Below are 23131 nucleotides of genomic sequence, written 5' to 3'. Positions count from 1 at the left end.
TGCCGCCCGCGACGATGGGCTGTCGCACGGGTAGGTGAAATAGACGCTAGTCCCGCGCTGCAACGACCACAATGCGAATCTTGCATCCAAAATCCGCGCAAAGGATAGACCGACCGTGCACGAATTATCGTTGTGCCACGCGATCGCCGGAGTGGTGAGGCCGTACGCCTCCGGTCGTCACGTCGACGTCGTTCGGGTGCAGATCGGGGCGCTCCGACAGGTGGTACCCGAATCCCTGGCGTTCTGCTGGACTCTGGTCCGGGACCACGAGAGCATGCCTGACGCCGAGCTGGAGCTCGAATTCGTCGCCGCCGAAGTGGACTGCCGCAGTTGCGGGCGGCACTCCGAGATCACGTCCCGGTGGGCGCTGTGCTGCCCACACTGTGAGAGCGCCGACGTAGAAGTCGTGCGGGGTGACGAGTTCCTGGTCACCTCACTGGACGTGACATGACCAGCGATCGCGCGAAAGGTCTTCACCATGGGTAGATTTCATCGCCACGACGACGGCACCATGCACAGCCACGACGGCGAAGACGGGCACTCCCACGAACACGGCGATCACAGTGGGTATGGCACCGGATCGCAGCGCATCGACATCCTCGAGCACATCTTCGCCGAGAACGACACCAGAGCCGACATCAACCGGGCGGCCTTCGAGAGCAACCGGATCCGCGCGCTGAACTTGATGAGCTCACCGGGCTCGGGCAAGACGACGGTGCTTGCCGCCACGCTCGACGAGATGGCGGTCGACCTCGCAATCGGGGTGATCGAGGGCGACATCGCCACCGACCTCGACGCCGCCAAGCTCGGCGGCCGCGGCGCCCAGATCTCCCTGCTCAATACCAGCAACGGCTTCGGCGGCGAGTGCCATCTGGACGCGCCGATGGTCAACCGTGCGCTGCAGGGGCTCGACCTGTCCACTTTGGACCTGGTGATCATCGAAAACGTCGGGAATCTGGTGTGCCCCGCGGAGTTCGATGTTGGCGAGCATGCCAAAGCGATGGTCTATTCGGTGACCGAGGGTGAGGACAAACCGCTGAAGTATCCGGTGATGTTCCGCGCCGTCGACGTGGTGTTGCTGAACAAGATCGACCTCGTTCCGCACCTCGATGTCGATATCGGAACCTATGTAGCTCGGGTGCGGGAGGTAAATCCTCAGGCATTGATCCTGCCGGTGAGCGCACGGACCGGTGAAGGCATGTCCGCGTGGTTCGATTGGCTTCGCGGGTTCGCGTCAGAGTCGCGCGTCTGACCCACGCACGAACTCGCAATTAACGCGCGTGCGAACCATTTCGCGGTTGACCGCTGTATTCGGTCTAGCAGACCCGGGCAGCGCAATACCAGCTTTTCCAAACCACCCGCGAGCGTTGACAACACGGTGACCCGGGAGTAGACCCAGAAACAACGCCGCGCAAGAGGGCCGACGGTCGACTCCGGCGGCGCAAGGGACGGTCAGCTCCCGTCCCGGGAAGCTGCGAGCATGCCGACGGAAGCAGCAGTCAAAGCAGAAGAAACTCTGATCCACGTGCTGTGGATCAACGCGGGCCTCAGTTGCGACGGTGATTCGGTGGCGTTGACTGCCGCCACCCAACCCAGCATCGAAGAGATCGCCCTCGGCGCGCTGCCGGGGCTGCCCCAAGTGGCGGTGCACTGGCCGTTGATCGACTTCGAATGCGGCCCCAGCGGCGGCGCGGACGACTTTCTCGAATGGTTCTTCCGAGCCGACCGCGGCGAGTTGGAGCCGTTCGTGCTGGTTGTCGAGGGCTCCATCCCCAACGAACAGTTGCACACCGAGGGGTACTGGTGCGGATTCGGCAACGACCCGGCGACCGGACAGCCGATGACCACCAGCGCATGGCTGGACCGGCTGACGCCCAAGGCCACCGCGGTGGTGGCGGTGGGAACGTGCGCTACCTACGGGGGCATCCATGCGATGGCCGGAAATCCCACCGGCGCAATGGGAGTTCCGGACTACCTGGGCTGGGACTGGAAGAGCAAGGCCGGCATTCCGATCGTGTGCGTGCCGGGCTGCCCGATCCATCCCGACAATCTTTCCGAAACGCTGACCTATCTGCTCTACATGGCCACCGGCCAGGCGCCGATGATCCCGCTCGACGACGCATTACGACCGCAGTGGCTGTTCGGCAACACCGTTCACGAGGGGTGCGACCGGGCCGGTTATTACGAACAGGGCGACTTCGCAACCGAATACGGCTCACCCAAGTGCATCGTCAAGCTCGGGTGCTGGGGTCCTGTCGTGAAATGCAATGTGCCCAAGCGTGGTTGGATCAATGGAGTCGGCGGCTGCCCGAACGTCGGTGGCATCTGCATCGGCTGCACCATGCCCGGCTTCCCGGACAAATTCATGCCGTTCATGGATGAGCCGCCCGGTGGCAAATTGTCCACAACCGCGTCGGGGCTCTACGGATCGGTGATCCGCAACCTGCGTGAGATCACTGGGCGCACCGTCGACAAGGAGCCGCGCTGGCGGCACAAAGGCAAAGACCTCACCACCGGTGCCCGGCGCACCTGGTAACCATCTCAATCGAAGGTAGCAGTTCGATGACAACGATCATTCCTGAGCCGTCGCAGATCAAGAACGAACCGGGCGCCCTCGTCGAAATGGCCTGGGACCCCATCACCCGGATCGTCGGCAGCCTCGGCATCTACACCAAGATCGACTTCGAGAACCGGGAAGTCGTCGAGTGCCACAGCACCTCGTCGATCTTCCGCGGCTACTCGCTGTTCATGAAAGGCAAGGACCCGCGGGACGCCCACTTCATCACCAGCCGGATCTGTGGCATCTGCGGCGACAACCACGCCACCTGTTCCTGCTATTGCCAGAACATGGCCTACGGGGTCAAGCCGCCGCACCTCGGCGAGTGGTTGATCAACCTCGGCGAAGCTGCGGAATACATGTTCGACCACAACATCTTCCAGGAGAACCTGGTCGGCGTCGACTACTGCGAGAAGATGGTCTCCGAGACCAATCCGAGCGTGCTGGCCAAGGCCGAGAACACCGCGGCCCCACAGGCCGAGATGCACGGCTACCGCACCATCGCCGACATCATGCGGGCACTGAACCCCTTCACCGGTGAGTTCTACCGGGAGGCGCTACAGGTGAGCCGCTACACCCGGGAAATGTTCTGCCTCATGGAGGGCAGACACGTCCACCCGTCGACGCTGTATCCCGGCGGAATCGGGACCACGGCGACGATCCAACTGATGACCGACTACATGACCCGGCTGATGCGCTACGTCGAGTTCATGAAGAAGGTCGTACCGATGCACGACGACCTGTTCGATTTCTTCTACGACGCCCTGCCCGGGTACGAGAAGGTCGGGCTGCGTCGCACGTTGTTGGGCTGCTGGGGGTCGTTCCAGGATCCCGAAGTGTGCAACTTCGCCTATCGGGACATGGAGGACTGGGGCCGGGCGATGTTCGTGACCCCTGGTGTGGTGGTGGACGGCAAGCTCGTCACGACCTCACTGGTCGACATCAACCTCGGTATCCGAATCCTGTTGGGACACTCCTACTATGACGACTGGAACGACCAGGAGATGTTCGTGAAGACCGATCCACTGGGTAACCCGGTGGACCGCCGCCACCCGTGGAACCAGCACACCAATCCGCGCCCGCAGAAGCGTGACTTCGACGAGAACTACAGCTGGGTGATGTCGCCACGCTGGTTCGACGGCACCGACCACCTCGCCCTGGACACCGGCGGCGGTCCGCTTGCCCGGCTATGGTCGACCGCGCTGGCCGGACTGGTGGACGTCGGCTACGTCAAGGCCACCGGCAACAGCGTGCAGATCAACTTCCCCAAGACCGCACTCAAGGGTCCTGTCGAATTCGAGTGGAAGATCCCGGCGCACGGCAGCAACACCATCGAACGCAACCGTGCCCGCACCTACTTCCAGGCGTACGCCGCGGCCTGCGCACTGCATTTCGCCGAGAAGGCGCTCGTCGAGATCCGGGCCGGCCGGACCAAGACGTGGGAGAAGTTCGACGTCCCCAACGAGGGCATCGGGTGCGGCTTCACCGAGGCGGTACGCGGAGTGCTGAGCCATCACATGGTGATTCGGGACGGCAAGATCGCCAACTACCACCCCTATCCCCCGACGCCATGGAACGCCAATCCGCGCGACAGCTACGGCACACCAGGTCCCTACGAGGATGCGGTGCAGGGTCAGCCGATCTTCGAGGAGAACGACCGGGAGCACTTCAAGGGCATCGACATCATGCGCACGGTTCGCAGCTTCGATCCCTGTCTGCCGTGCGGGGTGCACATGTACCTGGGCGAGGGAAAATCACTGGACAAGCTGCACACGCCGACGCAGTCGCTGACCGGGGAGTGACGGATGGACGCAGACTCGCACTGGCGATCCGCAGGTGAGCGAATACAAAACCTGCTGGACGCCAGCGCAGTCGGCGGACCGGTCGCTGCGGCACGCGCCGAGCAGCTGGTACGTGAGGTCGTCGATCTGTACGGCGCGGCGCTGACCCGCGTCGTCGAGCTTCTCGACAGCAGCGCGACCGACCGGCTGGCGACCGACGACCTGGTCGCCAGCCTGCTGCTGGTACACGGACTGCATCCGCACGACGTGACCCGGCGGGTCGTGCACGCGCTGGACGCGGTTCGGCCCTACCTCGGATCGCACGGCGGCGATGTCCGGCTGGTCGGTGTCACCAACGGAGTTGTGCAGCTGGCCTTCTCGGGTAGCTGCAAGAGCTGCCCCTCGTCCACGGTGACGCTCGAGCTGGCCGTGCAGGACGCCGTTCGGGCCGCCGCACCGGAGGTCACTGCCATCGAAGTCGTGCCCGCGGAACCAGCCGTCAGCGCGGCGGTCATCCCAGTCGAATCGCTGATGTCGCGGATCCAGACTGCCGACCAACACCGCCGGACCACCTGGCACCCGGTGCCCGAACTGGCCGAGCTCGCTCCCGGCGAGGTGGCGGGATTCTCGGTCGGCGGGACCGTCGTGCTGGCCTGCCGGGCCGGTGCGGACGTCGTGGCCTATCTCGACCACTGTCCTGGTTGCGCCGGGTCGTTGGCCGGCGCACGTCTGTCCGGCGACGTCCTGCGCTGCCCGCGATGTCATGCCCGCTACGACATCGTCCACGCCGGCGCCGGAATCGCCGGCGCAGGCGACCATCTCGAACCTGTGCCGGTGCTGACCCGCGACGGCGTGCCCTCGCTGGCGCTGAGCGGCGAACCGATCGGAGCACCGGCATGACGACATCGCCCATGGAGGTCCTGGCCAAGATCCGCACCACGCGCCCGGCCCCGGAATCGACCGACGAACGCTGCGAGATGTGTGCCGAACCCATTGCCGACGAGCATCAGCACGTCGTCAATGTCGGTGCGCGTCAACTGATGTGCGTATGCCGCGGCTGCTATCTGTTGTTCACCGACACCGATGCCGTGCTGCGCTACCGCGCCGTGCCGGACCGGTACCTCTCATTTCCCGACTTCGCGCTGGGCCGCAAAGAGTGGGATGCACTCCAGATCCCGGTCGGTTTCGCGTTCTTCTTCCACAACTCCGCGCTGGGCCGCATGGTGGCCTTCTACCCGGGGCCGGCCGGGGCCACCGAATCCGACCTGGATATGGCGGCCTGGACAAGGGTGAGCTGCGATCCACGGGTGGGTCTGCTCGTCGAGGACGTCGAGGCGTTGTTGGTCCGCGTCCCCGAGTCCGGGGCGTCGCCGGAATGCTTCCTGGTGCCTATTGACACGTGCTACGAATTCGTCGGCGGCCTTCGCTTGCTGTGGCGGGGATTCGACGGCGGGACGCAGGCACGACAGTTCATCGACGGCTACTTTGCGCGGGTCGCCGAGCGCAGTGTTGTGCGGCTGGCATGACCGCCGACGTGGCATTCCAGGTACTCGACGTGACGCCCGAACGTTACGCGGTGGCGCCGATCCTTGCTGCCGAGATCGGCATCACCACCGCCAGCGATGAGCCGATCCGGGCGGTCGCACTGCGCTGCCAGGTCCGCATCGAGCCACAGCGAAGGTCATACACCGACGAGGAGGCAGCGGGGCTGCTCGACTTGTTCGGACCCCGCGAGCGGTGGGCCGCCACCCAGCACAATTTTCTGTGGTTGCATGCGACCGCCATGGTGCCGGGGTTCGTCGGCACTACCCGGGTGACGTTGCCGCTGCCGTGCACCTACGACGTCGAAGTGACCGGATCCAAGTACTTCCATGCCTTGCGCGACGGCGCGATCCCGCTGCAATTCCTGTTCAGCGGAACGATCTTCGATGCGGGCCAGCACACCCTGCGCGTGCGGCAGGTCTCCTGGCAGTGTGAGGACTCGTTCGACATGCCCGTCACAGTGTGGCGCGACCTCGTCGCACAGCACTATCCCGACTCGGGGTGGGTGCGGATGTCCCACGACACGATCGCCGCGCTGTGCTCCTTCAAGTCGGCGCGCGGGCTGCTCAGCGTCGACGACGCCATCGGCGAGCTGCTCACCGGCGCCGGCCAACCCACGCTGTGCACCAATGGCTCCCACCGGGAGCACCCATGACCACCGGGTGGGACAGGGCCCGCACCATCGCCGACGCGGTGCTCTACGAGGGGTATCTGCTCTACCCGTACCGGGCATCGTCCCGAAAGAACCAATGCCGCTGGCAGTTCGGCGTTCTCGGGCCTCCGGGTGCCGCCGGGGCCGGTATCGGCGAAGAAGATTCACTGGACACCCAGTTTCTGGTCGACGACGGTGCAACGCTGACGCTCGTCGTGCGGTTCCTGCAACTCCAGCGGCGGCAGGCCGAACGATTCGACGGCGAGAACTGGGTTCCAACCGACGAACTCGTGACACCTGGCGGGCGGTGGCTGACCTGGGATGAGGCCGTGGAGTGCGAGATCGCTTTCGGCCCGCTGGATCTGAACGGTCGACAGCGGTCGTGGACACTGCCATTGACGGTGCCCGGTGGTGTTGAGCTGGAAGCTCTCGACGGGGGCAGGCTGGTGCGCACCCGACATGAACTGCGCGGCGCGGTAACCGTCGACGTGGCTCGTGATGACGGCCTGGATCGCGTGAGTCTCACGGTCGTCAACACCGCGGCGGCTGCCACGGAGCCGCACGAGGCCATCGCCGCGTCGATGATCGGCACGCACGTCATCGCCGAAATCTGCGGCGGCCGGTTCGTCTCGCTGCTCGAACCGGTACCGGCTTACGAGGCGGCAGCGGCACGCTGCCGGCACAATCGGTGCTTCCCGGTCCTTGCCGGGGCGCCGGGTGAGGACAACCTCCTGCTGGTCTCCCCGATAATTCTCTACGACCATCCGCAGGTGGCAGAGCAGAGCGAGGGCGCCCTCTTCGACTCGACCGAGATCGACGAGATCCTCACCTTGCGGGTGATGACCATGACCGACGAGGAGAAAGCCCAGGCACGCGCAACCGATCCGCTGGCAGCCGCCATCATCGAGCGCTGCGATGCGATGTCACCGGAGGCGATGCAGCGGTTGCACGGCGTGCTCCGCGACCCGCACGCTGAATCCACGCCCCGGGGTCTCATCCCCGAAGTGCCCGACGGCGTCGACTGGTGGGATCCGTCGGTGGACCATGAGGTCCGTCCCGAGGTCGACGCCGTCCTGGTGGCCGGTGTCCCGGTGTCCCGCGGTAGCCGGGTGCGGTTGCGGCCGAGCCGTCGCGCCGACGCGCAAGACATCTTCGTGGCGGGCAAGACCGCACGGGTCACCTCCGTTCACGAAGACGTCGACGGCAACACGCATGTCGGCGTCGTGGTCGAAGACGATCCGGCCGCCGATCTGCACGCCTGGTACGGGCGCTATCTCTACTTCGCGCCCGACGAGGTCGAGCCGCTCGACGTGAAACCGTCTAGTCAAGAATGGAGTTCGAGATGGCAGTCGTAGGATGGATCGCCAGCGGTCTGGTGGCAATCGTCGTGGTGGCGGGCGTGGTGGTTGGGATCCGGTCGATCCCGGATGTCCAGCGCTACATGAGAATGCGACACATGTAGCGATCCGATGAAGCAACGCATTCTGGTCGCCGGGATCGGCAACATCTTCCTCGGCGACGACGGGTTCGGATCCGAAGTGATCCGCTCCCTGGGCGAGACCGTCGGTGCAGAGCCCGACATTCAGGTCACCGACTACGGTATCGGCGGCATGCACCTGGCCTACGACCTACTCGACTCGTGGGCGGCACTGGTGCTGGTCGACGCCCTACCGGACCGGGGTTCGCCAGGAGCCCTGCACGTGTTCGTCGCCGACCACGAGTCGTTAGGTGCCACAGCCGCATTGGATGCCCATGGCATGGACCCCGGCACCGTCTTCGCCAGCCTGCGGGCGCTGGGCGGTGTGGCGCCGCCCACCGTTGTCGTCGGGTGCGAGGTGGCCGACACCGCAGAGGGAATCGGGTTGAGTGAACCGGTGCGCGCGTCTGTGAACGCCGCGGTGGACGCGGTACGTGACACAGTGGCGACACTGCGCGAAAAGCTTGCGGCGCAGGGGGTGTGACGCGATGTGTCTGGGCATACCCGGCAGGGTGGTGAGCCTGGTGGAGGGATATGGCGGTCAGCTGGCGCTGGTCGACGTTGCCGGCGAGCACCGTCGGGTCAACATCGGCATGCTTCCCGAGGAGACATTCAACGCGGGCGATTGGGTGATCATTCATATGGGATTCGTGGTCGAGAAGACCGACGCACAGGGTGCGCAAGCAGCGTGGACCGGTCTCCGGCTGATGGGCAGCGGACTCGACGACTCCTCATGACCACCCACCTGCCGACGAGCCGCAATGGCTGGGAGTTGTTTGCCCGCTTCGCCTTTCCGCCGAATGAGCTGGGCTACTGCGGCCCCCCTGACGCCACGGTTCTACTACCCGGCCGCGGATATGACGAGATCTCCGGACACGCGCAGGGGTTCGACGGCGCTTGGACATACCTCGAGGAGATCGCCGCTGCGGCCGGCATCAGCGATCCGTTGCACGCCGAGGTGGTGCGCAGCTATTGGGTGGGCGGCCCACTGCTGGACGCCGTCGATCCAGCTACCCTCACGAGGCGTTTGCGCACCGCCTTCGCCCGCCAGCCCACCGGCCTGCTCGATGAGGTCCACGAACATGGCCTGGCGCACCACAGCTTTCATGTGTTCGTCGTTTATCCGTGGGTCCGCTTCCTCGACGGCGACCCGACCACACCGTTGCGCATCCTGCAGGCGTGCCGCATCCGGTGGGGCCTGGTCGAGTCGGTTGACGACGAGCACGTTGTGCTGGTTTCCCAGCCACTGGGATTCGATGGTAGGCGGCTCCTGCTGGGCGACCCGAAGCCGGAAACGGTCCGCTGGCGCCGCGGCGATGTGACGCTGGCACCGCCGCCATCGCCCGGGGATACCGTTGCAGCCCACTGGGATTGGATATGCGGGCAGCTCAGTAGTGAGGAGGCGGCCGCGTTGGCCGAGGCTACCGTGTCAATCCTGGAACTGGTGAACTCGGTGCGTCGGTAGCGCCGAAGCGCACTGCGAGCACGCACACGTCGTCGTTGCGGGGTGGGGGCGCCACCGTCTGGGTCAGTTGCCGGCAGGCCGACGGCAGCGCCTCGCCACCACTCCAGTCGCCGACGAGCTGCTCCACGCGCTGCATTCCGGATTCGATGTCCTGACCGCGCCGCTCGATGAGCCCATCGGTGTACATGACGAAGATGTCTCCCTCCCCGACTTCGACGGTGCCCTCGCTGTAGGACGCGCGCTCGATCGGGCCCAACACCGGACCGTGCGCACCGACCAGCCGAATGACCGTCCCGGTCGACGCGCGTCGCAGCAATGGTGGCGGGTGACCGGCAGAGGCGTAACAGAGGGTGGCGGACGCCGGATCCAGCACGGCCACACCCATTGTCGCGAACTTCCCGTTGCTGGCGCGGCGAGTGAACACGTTGAGCGCCATCAGCAACTGGGCCGGGGGCAAACCGTGCAGGGCCAGCGCTCGCCCGGCGGTGCGCAGCTGGGCCATGTCCTCGACGGCGGGCAGCCCGTGGCCCACCACATCGCCGACGGCCAGATACGTTCGGCCCTCCGGCAATTCGAGCGCGTCATACCAGTCCCCGCCGAGACCCTGCACCAGATCGGCGGGCTCGTAACTGACCCCGACGTCCACACCGTCGATCGGGGCCGGGCTGGTCGGCAGCACCGCTGCCTGCAAGACCGCCGCGCGGGCGTGTTCGTCTGCGTAGATCCGGGCGCGTACCAGCGCCTGCGCGATCATGGTGGAGACAGCCGAGGTGTAGGCGAGTTGCGCGGTGTCCAGCGGCTGGGTGTCGGCCCACGCCAGCACCAGCGCCCCAAGGGCTTTGCCACCCGCCGTCAACGGCCAGCTCACGACGGCCGCGCCGCCGCTGGCGACCATCCACTTGGCGTTCTCGGGATACCGTCGGCGATACTCCGCGACGGTTCGAATGATCACGGGCTCACCCGTGCGGACCGCGTCGGTGGCCGCAGTGGGCTCGTCCAAGGCCACGCTGTCGTGAAACTGATACGCCGCAAACTCGGGATAGCCGCCCATCGCCAGCCAATCGAGTGCGGTGCCGTCGTCATTCAGGAGTGCCACCGCGAGTGCTTGTGCGCCCGCTTCGTTGATCACCTGTCCGAGGACGGCATCCCCGATCTGATTCTGGGTCAGGGCACCGGAGAGCATCTGGCCCAGGTTCGCCAGCGTTTCCAGGCGCTCCCGCTCGCGTCGTTCGGCTTGGCGCTGTCGCACCGCGGTGACCCGGCCGCCCGCTTCCTGCGCCGTCAACATCGCCACCAGTACGACGACGGCGATGAAGGCCTGAGCGATCGCCAGCTGACCCGGCCGGCGCAGATCGAGGTTCTCGAATGTCGTGTATCCGGCATTGGCCATGCCGTTGGCGGTGAAGGCAAGCGCCCCGCCGCAGAGCACCGCCCCGAGCATGTCGAGTCGTAACGCCGCCCACGCCATCACGGGCAGGAGGAACAATGCAGGCGGAAGCTCGAGCCGAAATGACACCACCGTCAGCACCGCCATACCGGTGAGGACGGTCATCGTTTCCAGCATCCGTGCCCGCAGGATGTGGGACTGCAACGGCCACAACAAGATCGGCGCGCCGATCATCAAGACGCCGACGGCGTCGCCGGCCCACCAGTGCACCATCGCCATCGGCCAAGCGACCTGATCATGCAGCGCAGTTGTCGTCGCGCCGATCACGCCGCCCAGCAGCGGCCCCAGCAGCATGGCACCGGCCACGAATCGGGCCAGGTCCTCGCGCTTGCGCAGATCAGGTGGCCCCTTGCACCAGGCGAGCACCAGCGACGCTCCGACGAGCGCCTCTACCGAGTTGGCCACCGCGAATCCCGCCGCTGCCGGCCATCCCGCTCCGTAGCGGAGGTCGACGGCCAGCTCGGCGACCACGATCGCGGCGACGATCACCGGCCACATCGTCCGCCGGGTCAGCAGCATGGCCGCGACCGTCACCCCCGCGGGCGGGAAGAACGCGGGCCCGATCCCCCCGCCGAAGGTCTGCCAGGACAACACCGACCCGGCGAGGTAGGGCAATGCGACCCAGCCGAACAAGCCTGCGGCGAATCCGATCCGATCGCGCACGTTCGAAGGGCTCACGCAGCCCCACTCTGTGATCTGTGGATCAGCCGGGCCGCAAACACGTCACGAGCGTAGTCACCCGTCGGCAAACCCGAGGGATTCTTCAGGGACCCTGACGGTCGCGTCGACGCCGATCGAAGAACTCGGCGGCTTCCCGGATCGACTCGTGCACATCGCGGGGCTGCCAGCCCAGTTCGCGAACCGCCTTGCTGTGGTCCATCGGCGCCATGATTCCAATGAGCCGCACGGTGGTCGGATTCAGCGGCAGGTCACGGCGGGTCAGTGCGGCGGCGGCACCGCCGAGGATCCCGATCGCCTTCATCACCGGTTTGGGAATGCCCCATCGAGGCGACAGCCGGCCGACGGCGCGCGCAGCGGTCTCGTACAACTCGCGGTAGGACAGAAAGCGCTCCGAGATGATGTAGCGCTGCCCCGCCCGGCCGTGGTCGGCAGCCAGCAGCAGCGCACGGGCTGCGTCGGTGATGCCGACCACCTCGGTGGCCATCCCATCCATGTAGAAGGGCAGCTTGCCGGCAGCAGCGGCAGCAACCAGAGACCCGTGCGGCGTCGGCTGCCAGTCGTCGGCGCCGTAGGTGTTGGACACGCATAGCGCGACGGCGGGCAGCGCCTTGTCGCGGTGGTAGTCCATGACCAGCTTCTCGGCCGCGATCCGCGAGCCGATGTAACCGCCGCCCTTGTTGCCCCAATCAACCGGGGTCTCCTCGTTCACGACCTCGCCGGTGCCCAGTCCGATCGTGCCGATCGTGCTGGTGAACACGAACTTGCGCAGGTCGGCGTTGACCGCTGCGTCGAGGACGTGACGTAGCCCCTCGACGTTGGTGCGATACAGCGGTGCGGGGTCGCGCAGGTTGGCGCGCGTGTCGACGACGCAGTAGTACACGACGTCGCAGCCGTCCATCGCTTCCTTCAGCGCGGCGTCGTCGAAGATGTCGCCATAGAAGCGCTCAACCGACAGGTCGTCGATGCCGCGGGTGGAGCTCGTCTTGCGGAGCATGACGCGGACGTTGTCACCGCGTTCCACCAACTGCCGCGTCACATGCGAGCCGAGGAAACCACTCGCACCCAGAACCAGTTTGTCGCTGCCTGCCACACCCCGGAGCATGCCTGACGAGTGCCGGACAGGACAACATGGCGGATCTGTTCACCGGGACAGTGCGCCGTTCAGTCCTTGAGGCAGGCCTCCGCGCCATTGATCACGCCGTTGCGGTAGTGCCGGATTCGCTCGAAACCGGCACCCTGGCGTTCGACGTCACCGTCACCGCGGAACACCAGCAGCGCGGTGATGGCTTCATCGAGGTCACCGGGTGAGATACCGAAACTGCTGGTGTCCTTACGGTTCTGCAGCAGGACGCTCGCCGTGTACGCGCCGGCGAAGCAGTCGCCGCGCAGCGACTGGGTCTTGTCATCGGACTTGTCGTTGGCCCGGGTCATCGCGGCCAGTCCGAACTGCGTGGCCAGCAGGGTCGCGACGGCGAAGTCGCCGCCCTGGCGGTACACCGTCGGCATCGCGTCTACGTTGTCCCACCCGATGTAATCCTCTGGGACGCAATAGAACAGCGCATATCCTTCGGCCCGGTTACCACCGCACGTCGGCGGGTTGGCCGGGTCGAACGGCTCCAGCCCTTTGACCGGAACCCACGCCTCGCCGTTGGTCAGCTCCGGATAGACGTGCGCCCAGTAGTCCTCGATGTCGTAGGGCACGTCGTTGACGATCGCGTCGTACGGCATGTCGCCACCGGCTGCCTCGTCCTCCGCGTTCTGGAACGGCAACTCGACGACCACCGGGTTGTCGTCACGGTAGGCCTTGCACGCGGTGGGCCCGTTGTCATAGCCGTCCTGAAACGCACCGACCCGGTCGAAGCCGCTGCCGTGCGCCGAGGGGTCGATGTTGCTGGTTCCCGGGGAGTCGCGCAACTCGAGGATGCCGGCCAGGGCGTTGTCCATCTCGGCGGCGTTGACCTTGTAGACCCCGGCATCCTTGGCGTGTTTGGCCCAACCACCGGCGAAGCAGTCGGCCTGCAATTCCTTGGTCACCGTGCGTGCGGTGAAATTGGACCGGGCCTGGATGGCGTGCCCCCATTCGTGTGCCAGCACGATCGGGATGACGAAATCGCCGAACTTCGACTGCAATTCGGGTAGCAGTTTTTCGGAGTCCCACGCCACCACGTCCTTGGTTGCGCAGTAGAAGGCGTTGCCTGAAATGTCGCTGGAGCTCTCGGCGCACGGCGGTAGTTTCCCGGACGACGGGACCACCGCGAAGAAGCCGCCCGCGACCGGCTTGTAGTCACTGCCGTAAAGCTTCGGATACTCCTCGCCCCAGTACTTCTGCAGATCGGCGATCGCCGAGATCGCCAGCTTGTTGACCGGCGTCGACGCATCGCCGCTGATCTTGATGTCGTCGGCCTTCGCGACCTGGGTGGTCGGGGTGCCAGCCTTGGGACTGGAACCGCAGGCCGCCAGAACAACAACGAGTGTGGCCAGTGCCAGACCTTTCATTCGCATGCACGAAGATTAGCCAACAACTGCAGTTCCGGCGGTGAATACCACAGAAACGGTTTGCCAACGGCGTATCACCGCGTCAATTACTTGATCAGCGGGTCGCGTGGCATACCGAGGATGCGCTCGGCGATCTGATTGCGGGTGATCTCCGATGTTCCGCCGGCGATGGACAGGGCCCGGGACCCCAGCGCCGACCGACCGGCCAGTTCACCCTCGCCGCCGTCGAGCGCCGCCTCCGGACCGACCAGGGCCGCGGCGATGGTGCCCTGCTCTTGAAACTGTTCGGCCAGAATGAGTTTGGTGATGTTGCCTTCCGGCCCCGGGCCGGCACCCTCGAGCGCACGGACGACGCGTCGCAGGTTCAGCAGACGCAGCGCCTGATCCCTGGCCAAGAACCGGCCGACCCACTGCACCGCGCCGGCGACCCGGTCGCCGTGGGCCTTGGTCAGCGACACCAGCCAGGCCGCGGCCGGTGCGATCGTGCCTGCGCCGCCGCCGATGCTGACCCGCTCATTGCCGAGCGTGGCCCGCGCGACCGTCCAGCCGGCGTTCGGCTCCCCGACCACATCCTCGTCGGGGACGAACACGTCGTTGAAGAACACCTCGTTGAAGTCGGCACCGCCGGTGATCTGGCGCAGTGGCCGCACCTCGACTCCCGGCGCCTCCATGTCCAGGATCACCGTCGTGATGCCGGCGTGCTTGGGTACCTCGAAGTCGGTGCGGACGGTGGCCAGGCCGCGCTTGCAGTAGTGCGCCCCGCTGGTCCACACCTTTTGGCCGGTGATGGTCCAGCCGCCGTCGACGCGGGTAGCCCGCGTCTTGACCGCCGCGGCATCCGAGCCCGCTGACGGTTCGGAGAACAGCTGGCACCAAATCTCGTCTTTACGCAACGCCTTCTCGACGAATCTCTCGATCTGCGAGGGGGTTCCGTGCTGTATCAGGGTCAGGATCACCCAGCCGGTGATGCCGTAGTCCGGTCGCTTGACACCGGCGGCGGCGAATTCTTCCTCGATCAGCAGCTGTTCGACGGCGCCCGCGGCACGGCCCCACGGCTTCGGCCAGTGCGGCATGACGTATCCGCTCGCGATCAGCTCGTCGAGTTGCGCCTTCTCGTCGAGCTTAGCGAGTTCAGCTGCGTCAGAACGGATTTGAGTACGCAGATCGTCAGCCTCGGGAGGCAGGTCCAGGCTGTTGGCCCGGCTGTGACCGGCGTCGGTCAGGGTGAACACGTCGGTGACCGGACCGTCCCCGCCCAACACCGCCTGCACCGTCAGCGCCCGGCGCAGGTGCAGATGTGCGTCGTGCTCCCAGGTGAAGCCGATGCCGCCGTGCACCTGAATGTTCAACTCCGCGTTGCGAACATAGGCCGGGAATGCCAATGCCGCGGCAGCAGCGGCAACGAGTTCGAACTGCTTCTGGTCGTCGCCGGCCGCCCGTGCGGCGTCCCACGCGGCGGCGACCGCGGACTCGGAGCCGACGATCATGTCGGCGCAGTGGTGCTTGATCGCCTGAAAGGTTGCGATGGTGCGGCCGAATTGCTCACGCACCTTGGCGTATTCGACGGCGGCGTCCACACAGTCCGACGCTCCACCCGCGGCTTCGGCGGCGAACAGCGTCCGTGCCAGGGCCACCGCGGCGGTGCGCGCCCCGGCCAGCACGTTGCCGGCCACCGAGACGTCGCGGAGCGTCACCCGCCCGGAGCGCCGCGCCCGGTCGAGGCTGCCGGGCAGGTCCACCGAGACGCCGTCACCGCTGCGCTCCACCAGCACCACGTCGTCACCGGCGGCAAGCACCAACACCTCAGCAAGGCCGGCGCCGAGGACCACGCCGGCATCACCACTGGCCGTCTCCCCCGAGACCGTGACGTCGCCGCCGAATCCAATTGCGGCAGTGACTGATCCGTCGACCAGGCCGGGCAGTAGGCGTGCCTTCTGCTCGTCGCTGCCGACGGCGGACACCACCGCCGATGCGACGACGGTCGGCACGAACGGGCCCGGCGCCACCGCACGGCCGAGCTCGTCGATGACGACCACCAGCTCGGGCAGGCCGAAACCCGAACCGCCGTACTGTTCGTCGACATGCAGCCCGAGCCAGCCCAACCCGGCCAGCTCGGTCCAGAACGGCGGACGCGCCTCCTCGGCGTCGTCGCCGAGAAGTGCGCGCGCCGCCGCCCTGGCCTTCTGCGTAGTCAGGAACGAGCGCGCTACCTCGCTGAGTTCACGGTGGTCGTCGGTCAGTGCGATACCCATCGGATCCTCCTCGAGGCGGCGGTGCCCGGCCCAATCCCTATTGCTCTAATGCCTTACCACAGTCAGTCGTTGCCGCGGTAAAGCGCCTTGGTCACTTGGGGGCGAAACGCTGCCCGGCATCCAGGCGGATGCACTGGCCGTTGAGCATCGGGTTCTCCACGATCGCGGAGACCAGCATGGCGAATTCCTCCGGCCGGCCCAGCCGCTTCGGGAAGGCGGCGTCCTTGGTGAGCGCCTTGGCGAACTCGTCGGGAATGCCCTTGGTCAGGCCGGTGGCGAACAGGCTCGGCGCGATCGCCAGCGCGCGGATACCGACCGGTCCGAGGTCGCGGGCCATGGTCAGGCACATACCGGCGATACCGGCCTTGGCGGCGGTGTAGGCGACCTGTCCGATCTGGCCTTCGAACGCGGCGATCGAGGCGGTGTTGATGATGACGCCGCGCTCCTCGTCCTCGGGCTCGTTGTTGGCCATGTGCGCGGCCGCGAGGCGACTGATGTTGAAGCTGGCGATGAGGTTGAGATTGATCGTGCTCTGGAAGGTCTCCAGGGCGTGCGGGCCGTTCTTGCCGAACGTCTTCTCCGCGACACCGCCGCCGGCGGTGGTCAGCACGACGTGCAGGCCGCCCAGCTCGTCGACCGCCTGCTGCAGCACCTTTTCGGTGCCCGCGAAGTCGGTGACGTCGACCGGGATGAAGGGGCCCCCGACACCGGATGCGACCTCGGGGCCGTCGGTGCCTTCGCGGTCGAGGACCGCCACCTTGGCGCCCTGGGCGGCCAGCCGCTCAGCGCTCGCCCGGCCGAAGCCTGATGCGCCGCCGATGACGACCACCTTCTTGCCCGAGATCTCCATCTGTTACTCCTGTCAGTTGACGCCGGCACGGCTCCCGTGCGGTTTACAGTTCGCTGTTCGATTCGCGGGACACCCCGGTGGCGCCCGAGCCGGTACGCACGTTACCGCTCGTCATCAATCGGTAATGACCAAGGGTGCCTACCCAGCGGTAGGTTGGCTCGCATGGCCCGATCCACGGTCGGTCTGCGAATGGGAGCCGGGGTGGCGGCCGCCGCCGTCGCCCTCGGCGTAGTCCAGCTGACAGCCGCGTTCTTCTCACCGGCCGCCGACGCCCGCACCGCCGTCGGCACGGCCGTCATCAACGCGACGCCCGGGCCGGTGAAGGAATGGGCGATCCTGACCTTCGGCACGGCCGACAAGCTGTTCCTGTCGGTGGCGGTGATCGCGGTCGTCGCGGTGCTCGCGGCCACCGCCGCGATCTGGGAGCGGTCTCGCGTACCGGTCGGCTCACTGGCATTCGCGCTCGCGGCCGGCGCCGGAAGCGCCGCGGTGCTGGCCCGTCCCGGCGCCCGGCCGGTGGACATCATCCCGACCCTGCTCGGCGCGGTGTGCGGGATCCTGGTGCTGCGGCTGCTCACCTCCGGCCGGATCTCCGAAGGACCAGTCGGCCCTGCCACCGACGCCTCGGAAGTGGATCCGGGACGCCGGCTCTCGTTGGCCACGCTCGGGTTCGTCGGACTCGGGCTCCTCGGCGGCGTCGCGGGCACAGTGATCAGTCGACGGCTGCACAGCGTGTCCGGCGACCGGGACAGCTTCGCGCTGCCGTCGGCACCGCCGCCGTCGCCGGTTCCTTCCGACATCACGCCGGCCGGCGTCCAGCTGCCGAGCTTCATCACATCCAACGGCGACTTCTACCGCATCGACACCTCGCTGAGCGTCCCGCAGCTCTCGCGCGCCGACTTCCGGTTGCGCATCCACGGGATGGTGGACCGTGAACTCACCTACACCTTCGACGACCTCAAGAGATTCGAGCCGATCGAGAAGGTCGTGACGCTGGCCTGCGTGTCCAACCCGGTCGGTGGCGATCTCATTTCCAACGCGACCTGGACCGGCTACCGGGTTCGGGACCTGTTGCGCGACGCTGGTATTCACACCGACGCGGACATGGTGCTCTCGACATCGGTGGACGGGTTCACCGCGGGCACCCCAGTGGAGGCGCTCACCGACGGGCGTGACGCGATGCTGGCGATCGGGATGAACGGCGTGCCCCTGCCCGTCGAGCACGGTTATCCCGCCCGGTTGGTGGTGCCGGGGCTGTACGGCTACGTCTCGGCCACCAAGTGGGTGGTGGATTTGGAGCTCACCCGCTTCGACAAGGCGCAGGCCTACTGGAGCAAGCTGGGCTGGTCCGAGCGCGGCCCGATAAAGACCGAGTCGCGGATCGACGTGCCGCGTGACAGTCAGCGGGTTGGCAAGGGGCCGGTGACCTTCGGCGGGGTGGCGTGGGCGCAGAACCGGGGCGTGAAGGCCGTCGAGGTCCGCATCGACGATGGACCGTGGCAGCAGGCCAAGCTCGGCGCGGCGTACTCGAACGACACCTGGCGGCTGTGGAGCTTTCCGTGGACGGCCACCCAGACCGGTACGCACGCGATCACGGTGCGCGCCACGGACAACACCGGCGCGGTGCAGACCGAGGACCAGGCACCGCCGGCGCCGGACGGCGCGACGGGCTGGCATTCGGTGTCCTTCGAAGTCGCCTGACGCGGCGCGCGTTGTCTTTGATGTCGTGCCAACCTGGAGGCATGTTGCTCGGCGATGTCGCGGCGGCCTCAGCCGATGTGTCGGCGACGTCGTCGCGGCTGGCCAAGGTGGCGCGGATCGCCCAACTGCTGACCGGCGTCGGGGATCCGCGAGTCGTGCAGGTGGTGGTGTCGTGGCTGTCCGGCGAGCTACCGCAACGGCAGATCGGGGTCGGCTGGGCGGCGCTGCGCTCACTGCCCCCACACGCTGAGGAGCCCTCGCTGACGGTGTCGGCGGTCGACGCGACGTTCACCGAGATCGGCGCCGTCGCCGGCAAGGGGTCGCAAGCCCGACGGGCCGAACTGCTCGGCGGCCTGTTTGGCGCGGCCACCGAGACCGAGCAGGTGTTCCTGCGCCGGCTGCTCGGTGGCGAACTCCGTCAGGGTGCGCTGGCCGGGGTGATGGCTGACGCAGTCGCGAAGTCGGCCGGCCTGCCCGTCGCCGCCGTCCGCCGTGCCGCCATGCTCGGCGGCGACCTGCCGGCGGTGGCGGCCTCGGCGCTGACCGGCGGGGCCGAAGCGCTAGACGAATTCACTCTCAAGGTCGGCAGGCCGGTCGGCCCCATGCTCGCCCAGACCGCCACCGGCGTGGCCGACGCCCTCGAACGCCTCAGCGGCGACGCCATTTTCGAGGCGAAACTCGACGGCGCCCGCGTGCAGATTCACCGTTCCGGCAACGACGTCACCGTCTATACGCGCAGCCTCGACGACGTCACCGCCCGGCTGCCCGAGGTGGTGGACGCGGCGCTCGCGCTGCCGGTAACGGAATTGATCGCCGACGGCGAGGCCATCGCCCTGCGCTCCGACAACCGCCCCCACCGGTTCCAGGTCACCGCTTCGCGATTCGGGAGAAGTATCGACGTCGCCGCCGCGCGGGCGGCGCAGCCGCTTTCGGTTTTCTTCTTCGACATCCTGCATCTGGACGGTGTCGACCTGCTCGACGAGCCGACGCGTGCCCGGCTGGCCGCACTGGACGAGATCGTGCCCGACGATCAGCGTGTAGACCGGCTCGCGACTACGGATGCTGTTGCCGCACAGAAGTTTCTGGACGTCACACTGGCCGCCGGTCACGAAGGGGTGATGGCGAAGTCCCCCAGTTCGCCCTACGAGGCGGGCCGTCGGGGTGCGGGCTGGCTGAAGGTCAAGCCGGTACACACGCTGGATCTGGTCGTGCTCGCCGTGGAGTGGGGTTCCGGGCGGCGCACCGGGAAGCTGTCCAACATTCATCTCGGCGCACGCGACCCGAACAGCGGCGGCTTCGTGATGCTCGGCAAGACCTTCAAGGGCATGACCGACGCCATGCTGGAGTGGCAGACCGCGAGGTTCAGCGAGCTCGCGGTGGGTCCGCTCGATCAGTATGTGGTGCCGGTTCGTCCCGAGCAGGTCGTCGAGATCGCGTTCGACGGCGTGCAGGGCTCCAGCCGGTACCCCGCCGGCATGGCACTGCGGTTCGCCCGGGTGCTGCGCTACCGCGACGACAAGAGTCCAGCCGAGGCCGACACCGTTGACACGGTGCGCGCCTTCTACGAGCGCGACTAGGGGCTGGCCCGCCGAGGCTGTAGTTATCGTGCGTGCTACTCGAACTTCTGCGTGATAACAACAGCTTCGGCGTGGTCAGTTCCCCGGGCCCCTCCACGGCACTGACAAGTCGCCGCGGGTTTTCCGGCCCGTTCCCGATCCCGCCGAACCTGTGAATGAAAGGATGACGCAACGGCCTGGCAATACACGTCTCGGCAAGGAGAAACACTGTGGCTGCACCGACCGGCACGCCGTCGGAACACATTGAAGAGACCAAGGGCGACGTCACCTACATCCGCACCGATCCCGATCTGCCGCCGGTGGCCGTCGTCGACCGATCGCCGATCACCCTCCGGCACAAACTGATCTTCGGCACCATCGCAGTCCTCGGTTCGATCGCGTGGGCCATCATCGCGTTCTTCCGCGGCGAAACCGTCAACGCGGTGTGGTTCGTCATTGCCGCAATCTGCACCTACGTCATCGGCTACCGGTTCTATGCGCGGCTGATCGAGATGAAGATCGTTCGCCCACGCGACGACAACGCCACTCCGGCAGAGATTTTCGAGAACGGCACCGACTACATGCCCACCGACCGGCGGGTGCTGTTCGGTCACCACTTCGCCGCGATCGCCGGGGCCGGCCCGCTCGTCGGCCCGGTCCTGGCCATGCAGATGGGGTATCTGCCCGGCACAATCTGGATCATCCTCGGCGCGGTGTTCGCCGGCTGCGTGCAGGACTACCTGGTGCTGGCGATCTCGACCCGTCGCCGCGGACGCTCCCTGGGACAGATGGCGCGCGACGAGCTGGGCGCCATCGGCGGCGTCGCGGCCATCATCGCCGTACTCGCCATCATGGTGATCCTGCTGGCGGTGCTGGCACTGGTCGTGGTCGGCGCACTCGCGGAAAGCCCATGGGGCGTGTTCTCGATCGCGATGACCATCCCGATCGCCATCTTCATGGGTCTCTATCTGCGTTTCCTGCGGCCCGGGCGGGTCTCCGAAGTCTCGTTGATCGGCGTGGCCCTGCTCCTGCTGGCCGTGGCCAGCGGCGGCTGGGTGGCCGATACTGATTGGGGCACAAACTGGTTCACGCTGTCCAAGGTCACGCTGTCGTGGTGCATCATCGTCTACGGCCTGGCCGCGTCGGTGCTGCCGGTCTGGTTCCTGCTGGCGCCGCGCGATTACCTGTCGACGTTCATGAAGGTCGGGACCATCGTGCTGCTCGCGGTCGGCATCCTGCTGGCCCGGCCGATCATGGAAGCTCCGGCGGTGTCCAAGTTCGCCGAGAGCGGCTCCGGCCCGGTGTTCGCCGGCTCGCTTTTCCCGTTCTTGTTCATCACCATCGCCTGTGGGGCGCTGTCTGGTTTTCACTCTCTGATCTCTTCGGGAACCACGCCGAAGCTGCTGGAGAAGGAAAGCCAGATGCGCTTGATCGGATACGGCGGCATGCTCACCGAGTCGTTCGTGGCGATCATGGCGTTGATCACCGCCGCAATCCTCAACCAGCATCTGTACTTCGCGATCAACGCACCGTCGGCTCAGACGGGTACGACGGCCGAAACCGCGGCCAAATACGTCAACGGGCTCGGCCTATCCGGGGCCCCGATCACCGCGGGTCAGATCAATGAGGCCGCTGCAAGTGTCGGTGAGCACTCGATCATCTCGCGCACCGGCGGCGCGCCGACATTGGCGTTCGGCATGTCCGAAGTGCTGCACCAGGTGTTCGGCGGGCCGGGTCTTCGGGCGTTCTGGTATCACTTCGCGATCATGTTCGAGGCGCTGTTCATCCTGACCACCGTCGACGCCGGCACTCGGGTCGCCCGCTTCATGCTCTCCGACGGACTGGCCAACCTCGGCGGCCCGTTCACGCGGCTGCGCAACCCGAGCTGGCGGGTCGGGGCGTGGATCTGCAGCGTGCTGGTGGTCGCCGGCTGGGGGTCCATCCTGCTGATGGGCGTCACCGATCCGCTCGGCGGAATCAACACGCTGTTCCCACTGTTCGGTATCGCCAACCAGTTGCTGGCGGCGATCGCGTTGACGGTGGTGACGGTCGTGGTCGTCAAGCGGGGTCTGCTGAAATGGGCCTGGATCCCTGCGGTCCCGCTGCTGTGGGATCTGACCGTCACGCTCACCGCGTCGTGGCAGAAGATCTTCTCCGGCGATCCCAAGGTCGGCTACTGGACACAGCACTTCCAGTACCGCGCCGCCGCGGACGCGGGCAAGACGGCCTTCGGGTCGGCGAAGAACGTCGATCAGCTGCACGCCGTCATCCGCAACACCTTCATCCAGGGCACGCTGTCGATCGTGTTCGCCGCGGCCGTGATCATCGTGTTCGTCGCCGGAGTGATCGTGGCGCTGCGGGCCCTCCGCGGCGGCGGCCCGCCGCTGAGCGACGACACCCCGGTGCCGTCGAAGATCTTCGGTCCGTCGAGCCTGATCTCCACCGCCGCCGAGAAGGAGGTGCAGAAGCAATGGGAGGCGCTACCCGCACCGCACGCCAGATCCGTTGGTACGTCAGCGCATTGATGGGCGACAGCCACTACCGCCGCTATCTGGAGCACCGGGCCCGCACACATCCGGGCGAACCGGTGCTCAGCGAGGCGCAGTATTGGCGCAAACGGCACGCCGACGCCGACGCCAACCCGACCGCGCGCTGCTGCTGACGGCTCGCCGAA

General features: G+C 66.7%; 20 protein-coding genes. 15 read left to right on the top strand and 5 right to left on the bottom strand.

The window, feature by feature from the left end; genetic code table 11:
• The first annotated feature begins 115 nt into the window (after nucleotides 1-115).
• The 11 genes from AB431_RS09805 (at nucleotide 116) to AB431_RS09755 (ending at nucleotide 9474) form a co-directional block, all read left to right on the top strand.
• The gene (locus AB431_RS09805) at nucleotides 116-451 is read left to right on the top strand and encodes a hydrogenase maturation nickel metallochaperone HypA (protein ID WP_047329755.1); all 336 of its coding nucleotides are present in this window, start codon (nucleotides 116-118) and stop codon (nucleotides 449-451) included.
• Nucleotides 452-478: 27 nt separating this feature from the next.
• Nucleotides 479-1252 (top strand): hydrogenase nickel incorporation protein HypB, encoded by a 774-nt coding sequence (hypB, locus tag AB431_RS09800; RefSeq protein WP_047329754.1) that lies wholly within the window; start codon nucleotides 479-481, stop codon nucleotides 1250-1252.
• Nucleotides 1253-1480: 228 nt separating this feature from the next.
• On the top strand, nucleotides 1481-2536 hold the full coding sequence (locus tag AB431_RS09795) for a hydrogenase expression protein HypE (protein ID WP_047329753.1): 1056 nt from the start codon (nucleotides 1481-1483) through the stop codon (nucleotides 2534-2536).
• A gap of 26 nt (nucleotides 2537-2562) precedes the next feature.
• A complete protein-coding gene (locus tag AB431_RS09790) occupies nucleotides 2563-4359 on the top strand; it encodes a nickel-dependent hydrogenase large subunit (protein ID WP_047329752.1) in 1797 nt (598 codons plus the stop codon).
• Between the two features lie 3 nt (nucleotides 4360-4362).
• The gene (locus tag AB431_RS09785; RefSeq protein ID WP_047329751.1) at nucleotides 4363-5238 is read left to right on the top strand and encodes a Fe-S cluster biogenesis protein NfuA; all 876 of its coding nucleotides are present in this window, start codon (nucleotides 4363-4365) and stop codon (nucleotides 5236-5238) included.
• Nucleotides 5235-5864 carry a DUF5947 family protein gene (locus tag AB431_RS09780; protein ID WP_047329750.1) on the top strand — a complete coding sequence of 210 codons (630 nt, stop codon included), beginning with the start codon at nucleotides 5235-5237 and terminating at the stop codon, nucleotides 5862-5864. The genes AB431_RS09785 and AB431_RS09780 overlap by 4 nt, the downstream gene beginning before the upstream one ends.
• A complete protein-coding gene (locus AB431_RS09775; protein ID WP_047329749.1) occupies nucleotides 5861-6535 on the top strand; it encodes a DUF6084 family protein in 675 nt (224 codons plus the stop codon). Before AB431_RS09780 ends, AB431_RS09775 begins: the two co-directional genes overlap by 4 nt.
• Nucleotides 6532-7887 carry a hypothetical protein gene (locus AB431_RS09770; RefSeq protein ID WP_047329748.1) on the top strand — a complete coding sequence of 452 codons (1356 nt, stop codon included), beginning with the start codon at nucleotides 6532-6534 and terminating at the stop codon, nucleotides 7885-7887. The genes AB431_RS09775 and AB431_RS09770 overlap by 4 nt, the downstream gene beginning before the upstream one ends.
• Nucleotides 7888-8001: 114 nt before the next feature.
• Nucleotides 8002-8493: a hydrogenase maturation protease gene (locus AB431_RS09765; protein WP_047329747.1), complete on the top strand. Its 492-nt coding sequence runs from the start codon at nucleotides 8002-8004 to the stop codon at nucleotides 8491-8493.
• 4 nt (nucleotides 8494-8497) lie between these two features.
• A complete protein-coding gene (locus AB431_RS09760) occupies nucleotides 8498-8746 on the top strand; it encodes a HypC/HybG/HupF family hydrogenase formation chaperone (protein ID WP_047329746.1) in 249 nt (82 codons plus the stop codon).
• Nucleotides 8743-9474, top strand: coding sequence for a DUF6390 family protein (locus tag AB431_RS09755; protein WP_047329745.1), 732 nt, complete (start codon nucleotides 8743-8745; stop codon nucleotides 9472-9474). Before AB431_RS09760 ends, AB431_RS09755 begins: the two co-directional genes overlap by 4 nt.
• On the opposite strand, the gene AB431_RS09750 is transcribed toward AB431_RS09755, so the two are convergent.
• The 5 genes from AB431_RS09750 to AB431_RS09730 all read right to left on the bottom strand — a co-directional run bounded on the left by AB431_RS09750 (nucleotide 9431) and on the right by AB431_RS09730 (nucleotide 17200).
• The gene (locus tag AB431_RS09750) at nucleotides 9431-11599 is read right to left on the bottom strand and encodes a SpoIIE family protein phosphatase (protein ID WP_047329744.1); all 2169 of its coding nucleotides are present in this window, start codon (nucleotides 11597-11599) and stop codon (nucleotides 9431-9433) included. The two genes, AB431_RS09755 and AB431_RS09750, sit on opposite strands and share 44 nt — an antisense overlap.
• 85 nt (nucleotides 11600-11684) lie before the next feature.
• Entirely contained in the window at nucleotides 11685-12704 is a 1020-nt protein-coding gene (locus tag AB431_RS09745; protein ID WP_047329743.1) for an NAD-dependent epimerase/dehydratase family protein, read from the bottom strand.
• A gap of 59 nt (nucleotides 12705-12763) precedes the next feature.
• Complete coding sequence (locus AB431_RS09740; protein ID WP_047329742.1) at nucleotides 12764-14104, bottom strand: neutral zinc metallopeptidase; 1341 nt, start codon at nucleotides 14102-14104, stop codon at nucleotides 12764-12766.
• Nucleotides 14105-14184: 80 nt separating this feature from the next.
• The gene (locus AB431_RS09735; RefSeq protein ID WP_047329741.1) at nucleotides 14185-16350 is read right to left on the bottom strand and encodes an acyl-CoA dehydrogenase; all 2166 of its coding nucleotides are present in this window, start codon (nucleotides 16348-16350) and stop codon (nucleotides 14185-14187) included.
• Nucleotides 16351-16441: 91 nt separating this feature from the next.
• A complete protein-coding gene (locus tag AB431_RS09730; RefSeq protein WP_047329740.1) occupies nucleotides 16442-17200 on the bottom strand; it encodes an SDR family NAD(P)-dependent oxidoreductase in 759 nt (252 codons plus the stop codon).
• A gap of 162 nt (nucleotides 17201-17362) precedes the next feature.
• Between AB431_RS09730 and AB431_RS09725 the strand changes: the two genes are divergently transcribed.
• The 4 genes from AB431_RS09725 to AB431_RS29895 all read left to right on the top strand — a co-directional run bounded on the left by AB431_RS09725 (nucleotide 17363) and on the right by AB431_RS29895 (nucleotide 23119).
• On the top strand, nucleotides 17363-18901 hold the full coding sequence (locus AB431_RS09725) for a molybdopterin-dependent oxidoreductase (protein WP_047329739.1): 1539 nt from the start codon (nucleotides 17363-17365) through the stop codon (nucleotides 18899-18901).
• 41 nt (nucleotides 18902-18942) lie between these two features.
• Complete coding sequence (locus AB431_RS09720; RefSeq protein ID WP_047329738.1) at nucleotides 18943-20478, top strand: ATP-dependent DNA ligase; 1536 nt, start codon at nucleotides 18943-18945, stop codon at nucleotides 20476-20478.
• 209 nt (nucleotides 20479-20687) lie between these two features.
• Nucleotides 20688-22982: a carbon starvation CstA family protein gene (locus AB431_RS09715; protein WP_047329737.1), complete on the top strand. Its 2295-nt coding sequence runs from the start codon at nucleotides 20688-20690 to the stop codon at nucleotides 22980-22982.
• A complete protein-coding gene (locus tag AB431_RS29895; RefSeq protein ID WP_082135615.1) occupies nucleotides 22928-23119 on the top strand; it encodes a YbdD/YjiX family protein in 192 nt (63 codons plus the stop codon). Before AB431_RS09715 ends, AB431_RS29895 begins: the two co-directional genes overlap by 55 nt.
• The last annotated feature ends 12 nt before the right edge of the window (nucleotides 23120-23131 follow it).

The sequence above is a fragment of the Mycobacterium sp. EPa45 genome (genome assembly GCF_001021385.1).
In the GTDB taxonomy this organism is placed as follows: Bacteria; Actinomycetota; Actinomycetes; order Mycobacteriales; family Mycobacteriaceae; genus Mycobacterium.
The sequence above is the reverse complement of the archived record's forward strand: the minus strand, read 5'-3'. Positions and strand labels throughout refer to the sequence as shown.

Excerpts from the sequence above, each read along its gene's own strand:
- hypB (WP_047329754.1), top strand. The coding sequence starts at position 479 with ATGGGTAGATTTCATCGCCACGACGACGGCACCATGCACAGCCACGAC.
- AB431_RS09795 (WP_047329753.1), top strand. The coding sequence starts at position 1,481 with ATGCCGACGGAAGCAGCAGTCAAAGCAGAAGAAACTCTGATCCACGTG.
- AB431_RS09790 (WP_047329752.1), top strand. The coding sequence starts at position 2,563 with ATGACAACGATCATTCCTGAGCCGTCGCAGATCAAGAACGAACCGGGC.
- AB431_RS09785 (WP_047329751.1), top strand. The coding sequence starts at position 4,363 with ATGGACGCAGACTCGCACTGGCGATCCGCAGGTGAGCGAATACAAAAC.
- AB431_RS09780 (WP_047329750.1), top strand. The coding sequence starts at position 5,235 with ATGACGACATCGCCCATGGAGGTCCTGGCCAAGATCCGCACCACGCGC.
- AB431_RS09775 (WP_047329749.1), top strand. The coding sequence starts at position 5,861 with ATGACCGCCGACGTGGCATTCCAGGTACTCGACGTGACGCCCGAACGT.
- AB431_RS09770 (WP_047329748.1), top strand. The coding sequence starts at position 6,532 with ATGACCACCGGGTGGGACAGGGCCCGCACCATCGCCGACGCGGTGCTC.
- AB431_RS09765 (WP_047329747.1), top strand. The coding sequence starts at position 8,002 with ATGAAGCAACGCATTCTGGTCGCCGGGATCGGCAACATCTTCCTCGGC.
- AB431_RS09760 (WP_047329746.1), top strand. The coding sequence starts at position 8,498 with ATGTGTCTGGGCATACCCGGCAGGGTGGTGAGCCTGGTGGAGGGATAT.
- AB431_RS09755 (WP_047329745.1), top strand. The coding sequence starts at position 8,743 with ATGACCACCCACCTGCCGACGAGCCGCAATGGCTGGGAGTTGTTTGCC.
- AB431_RS09745 (WP_047329743.1), bottom strand. The coding sequence starts at position 12,704 with ATGCTCCGGGGTGTGGCAGGCAGCGACAAACTGGTTCTGGGTGCGAGT.
- AB431_RS09740 (WP_047329742.1), bottom strand. The coding sequence starts at position 14,104 with ATGCGAATGAAAGGTCTGGCACTGGCCACACTCGTTGTTGTTCTGGCG.
- AB431_RS09735 (WP_047329741.1), bottom strand. The coding sequence starts at position 16,350 with ATGGGTATCGCACTGACCGACGACCACCGTGAACTCAGCGAGGTAGCG.
- AB431_RS09730 (WP_047329740.1), bottom strand. The coding sequence starts at position 17,200 with ATGGAGATCTCGGGCAAGAAGGTGGTCGTCATCGGCGGCGCATCAGGC.
- AB431_RS09725 (WP_047329739.1), top strand. The coding sequence starts at position 17,363 with ATGGCCCGATCCACGGTCGGTCTGCGAATGGGAGCCGGGGTGGCGGCC.
- AB431_RS09720 (WP_047329738.1), top strand. The coding sequence starts at position 18,943 with ATGTTGCTCGGCGATGTCGCGGCGGCCTCAGCCGATGTGTCGGCGACG.
- AB431_RS29895 (WP_082135615.1), top strand. The coding sequence starts at position 22,928 with ATGGGAGGCGCTACCCGCACCGCACGCCAGATCCGTTGGTACGTCAGC.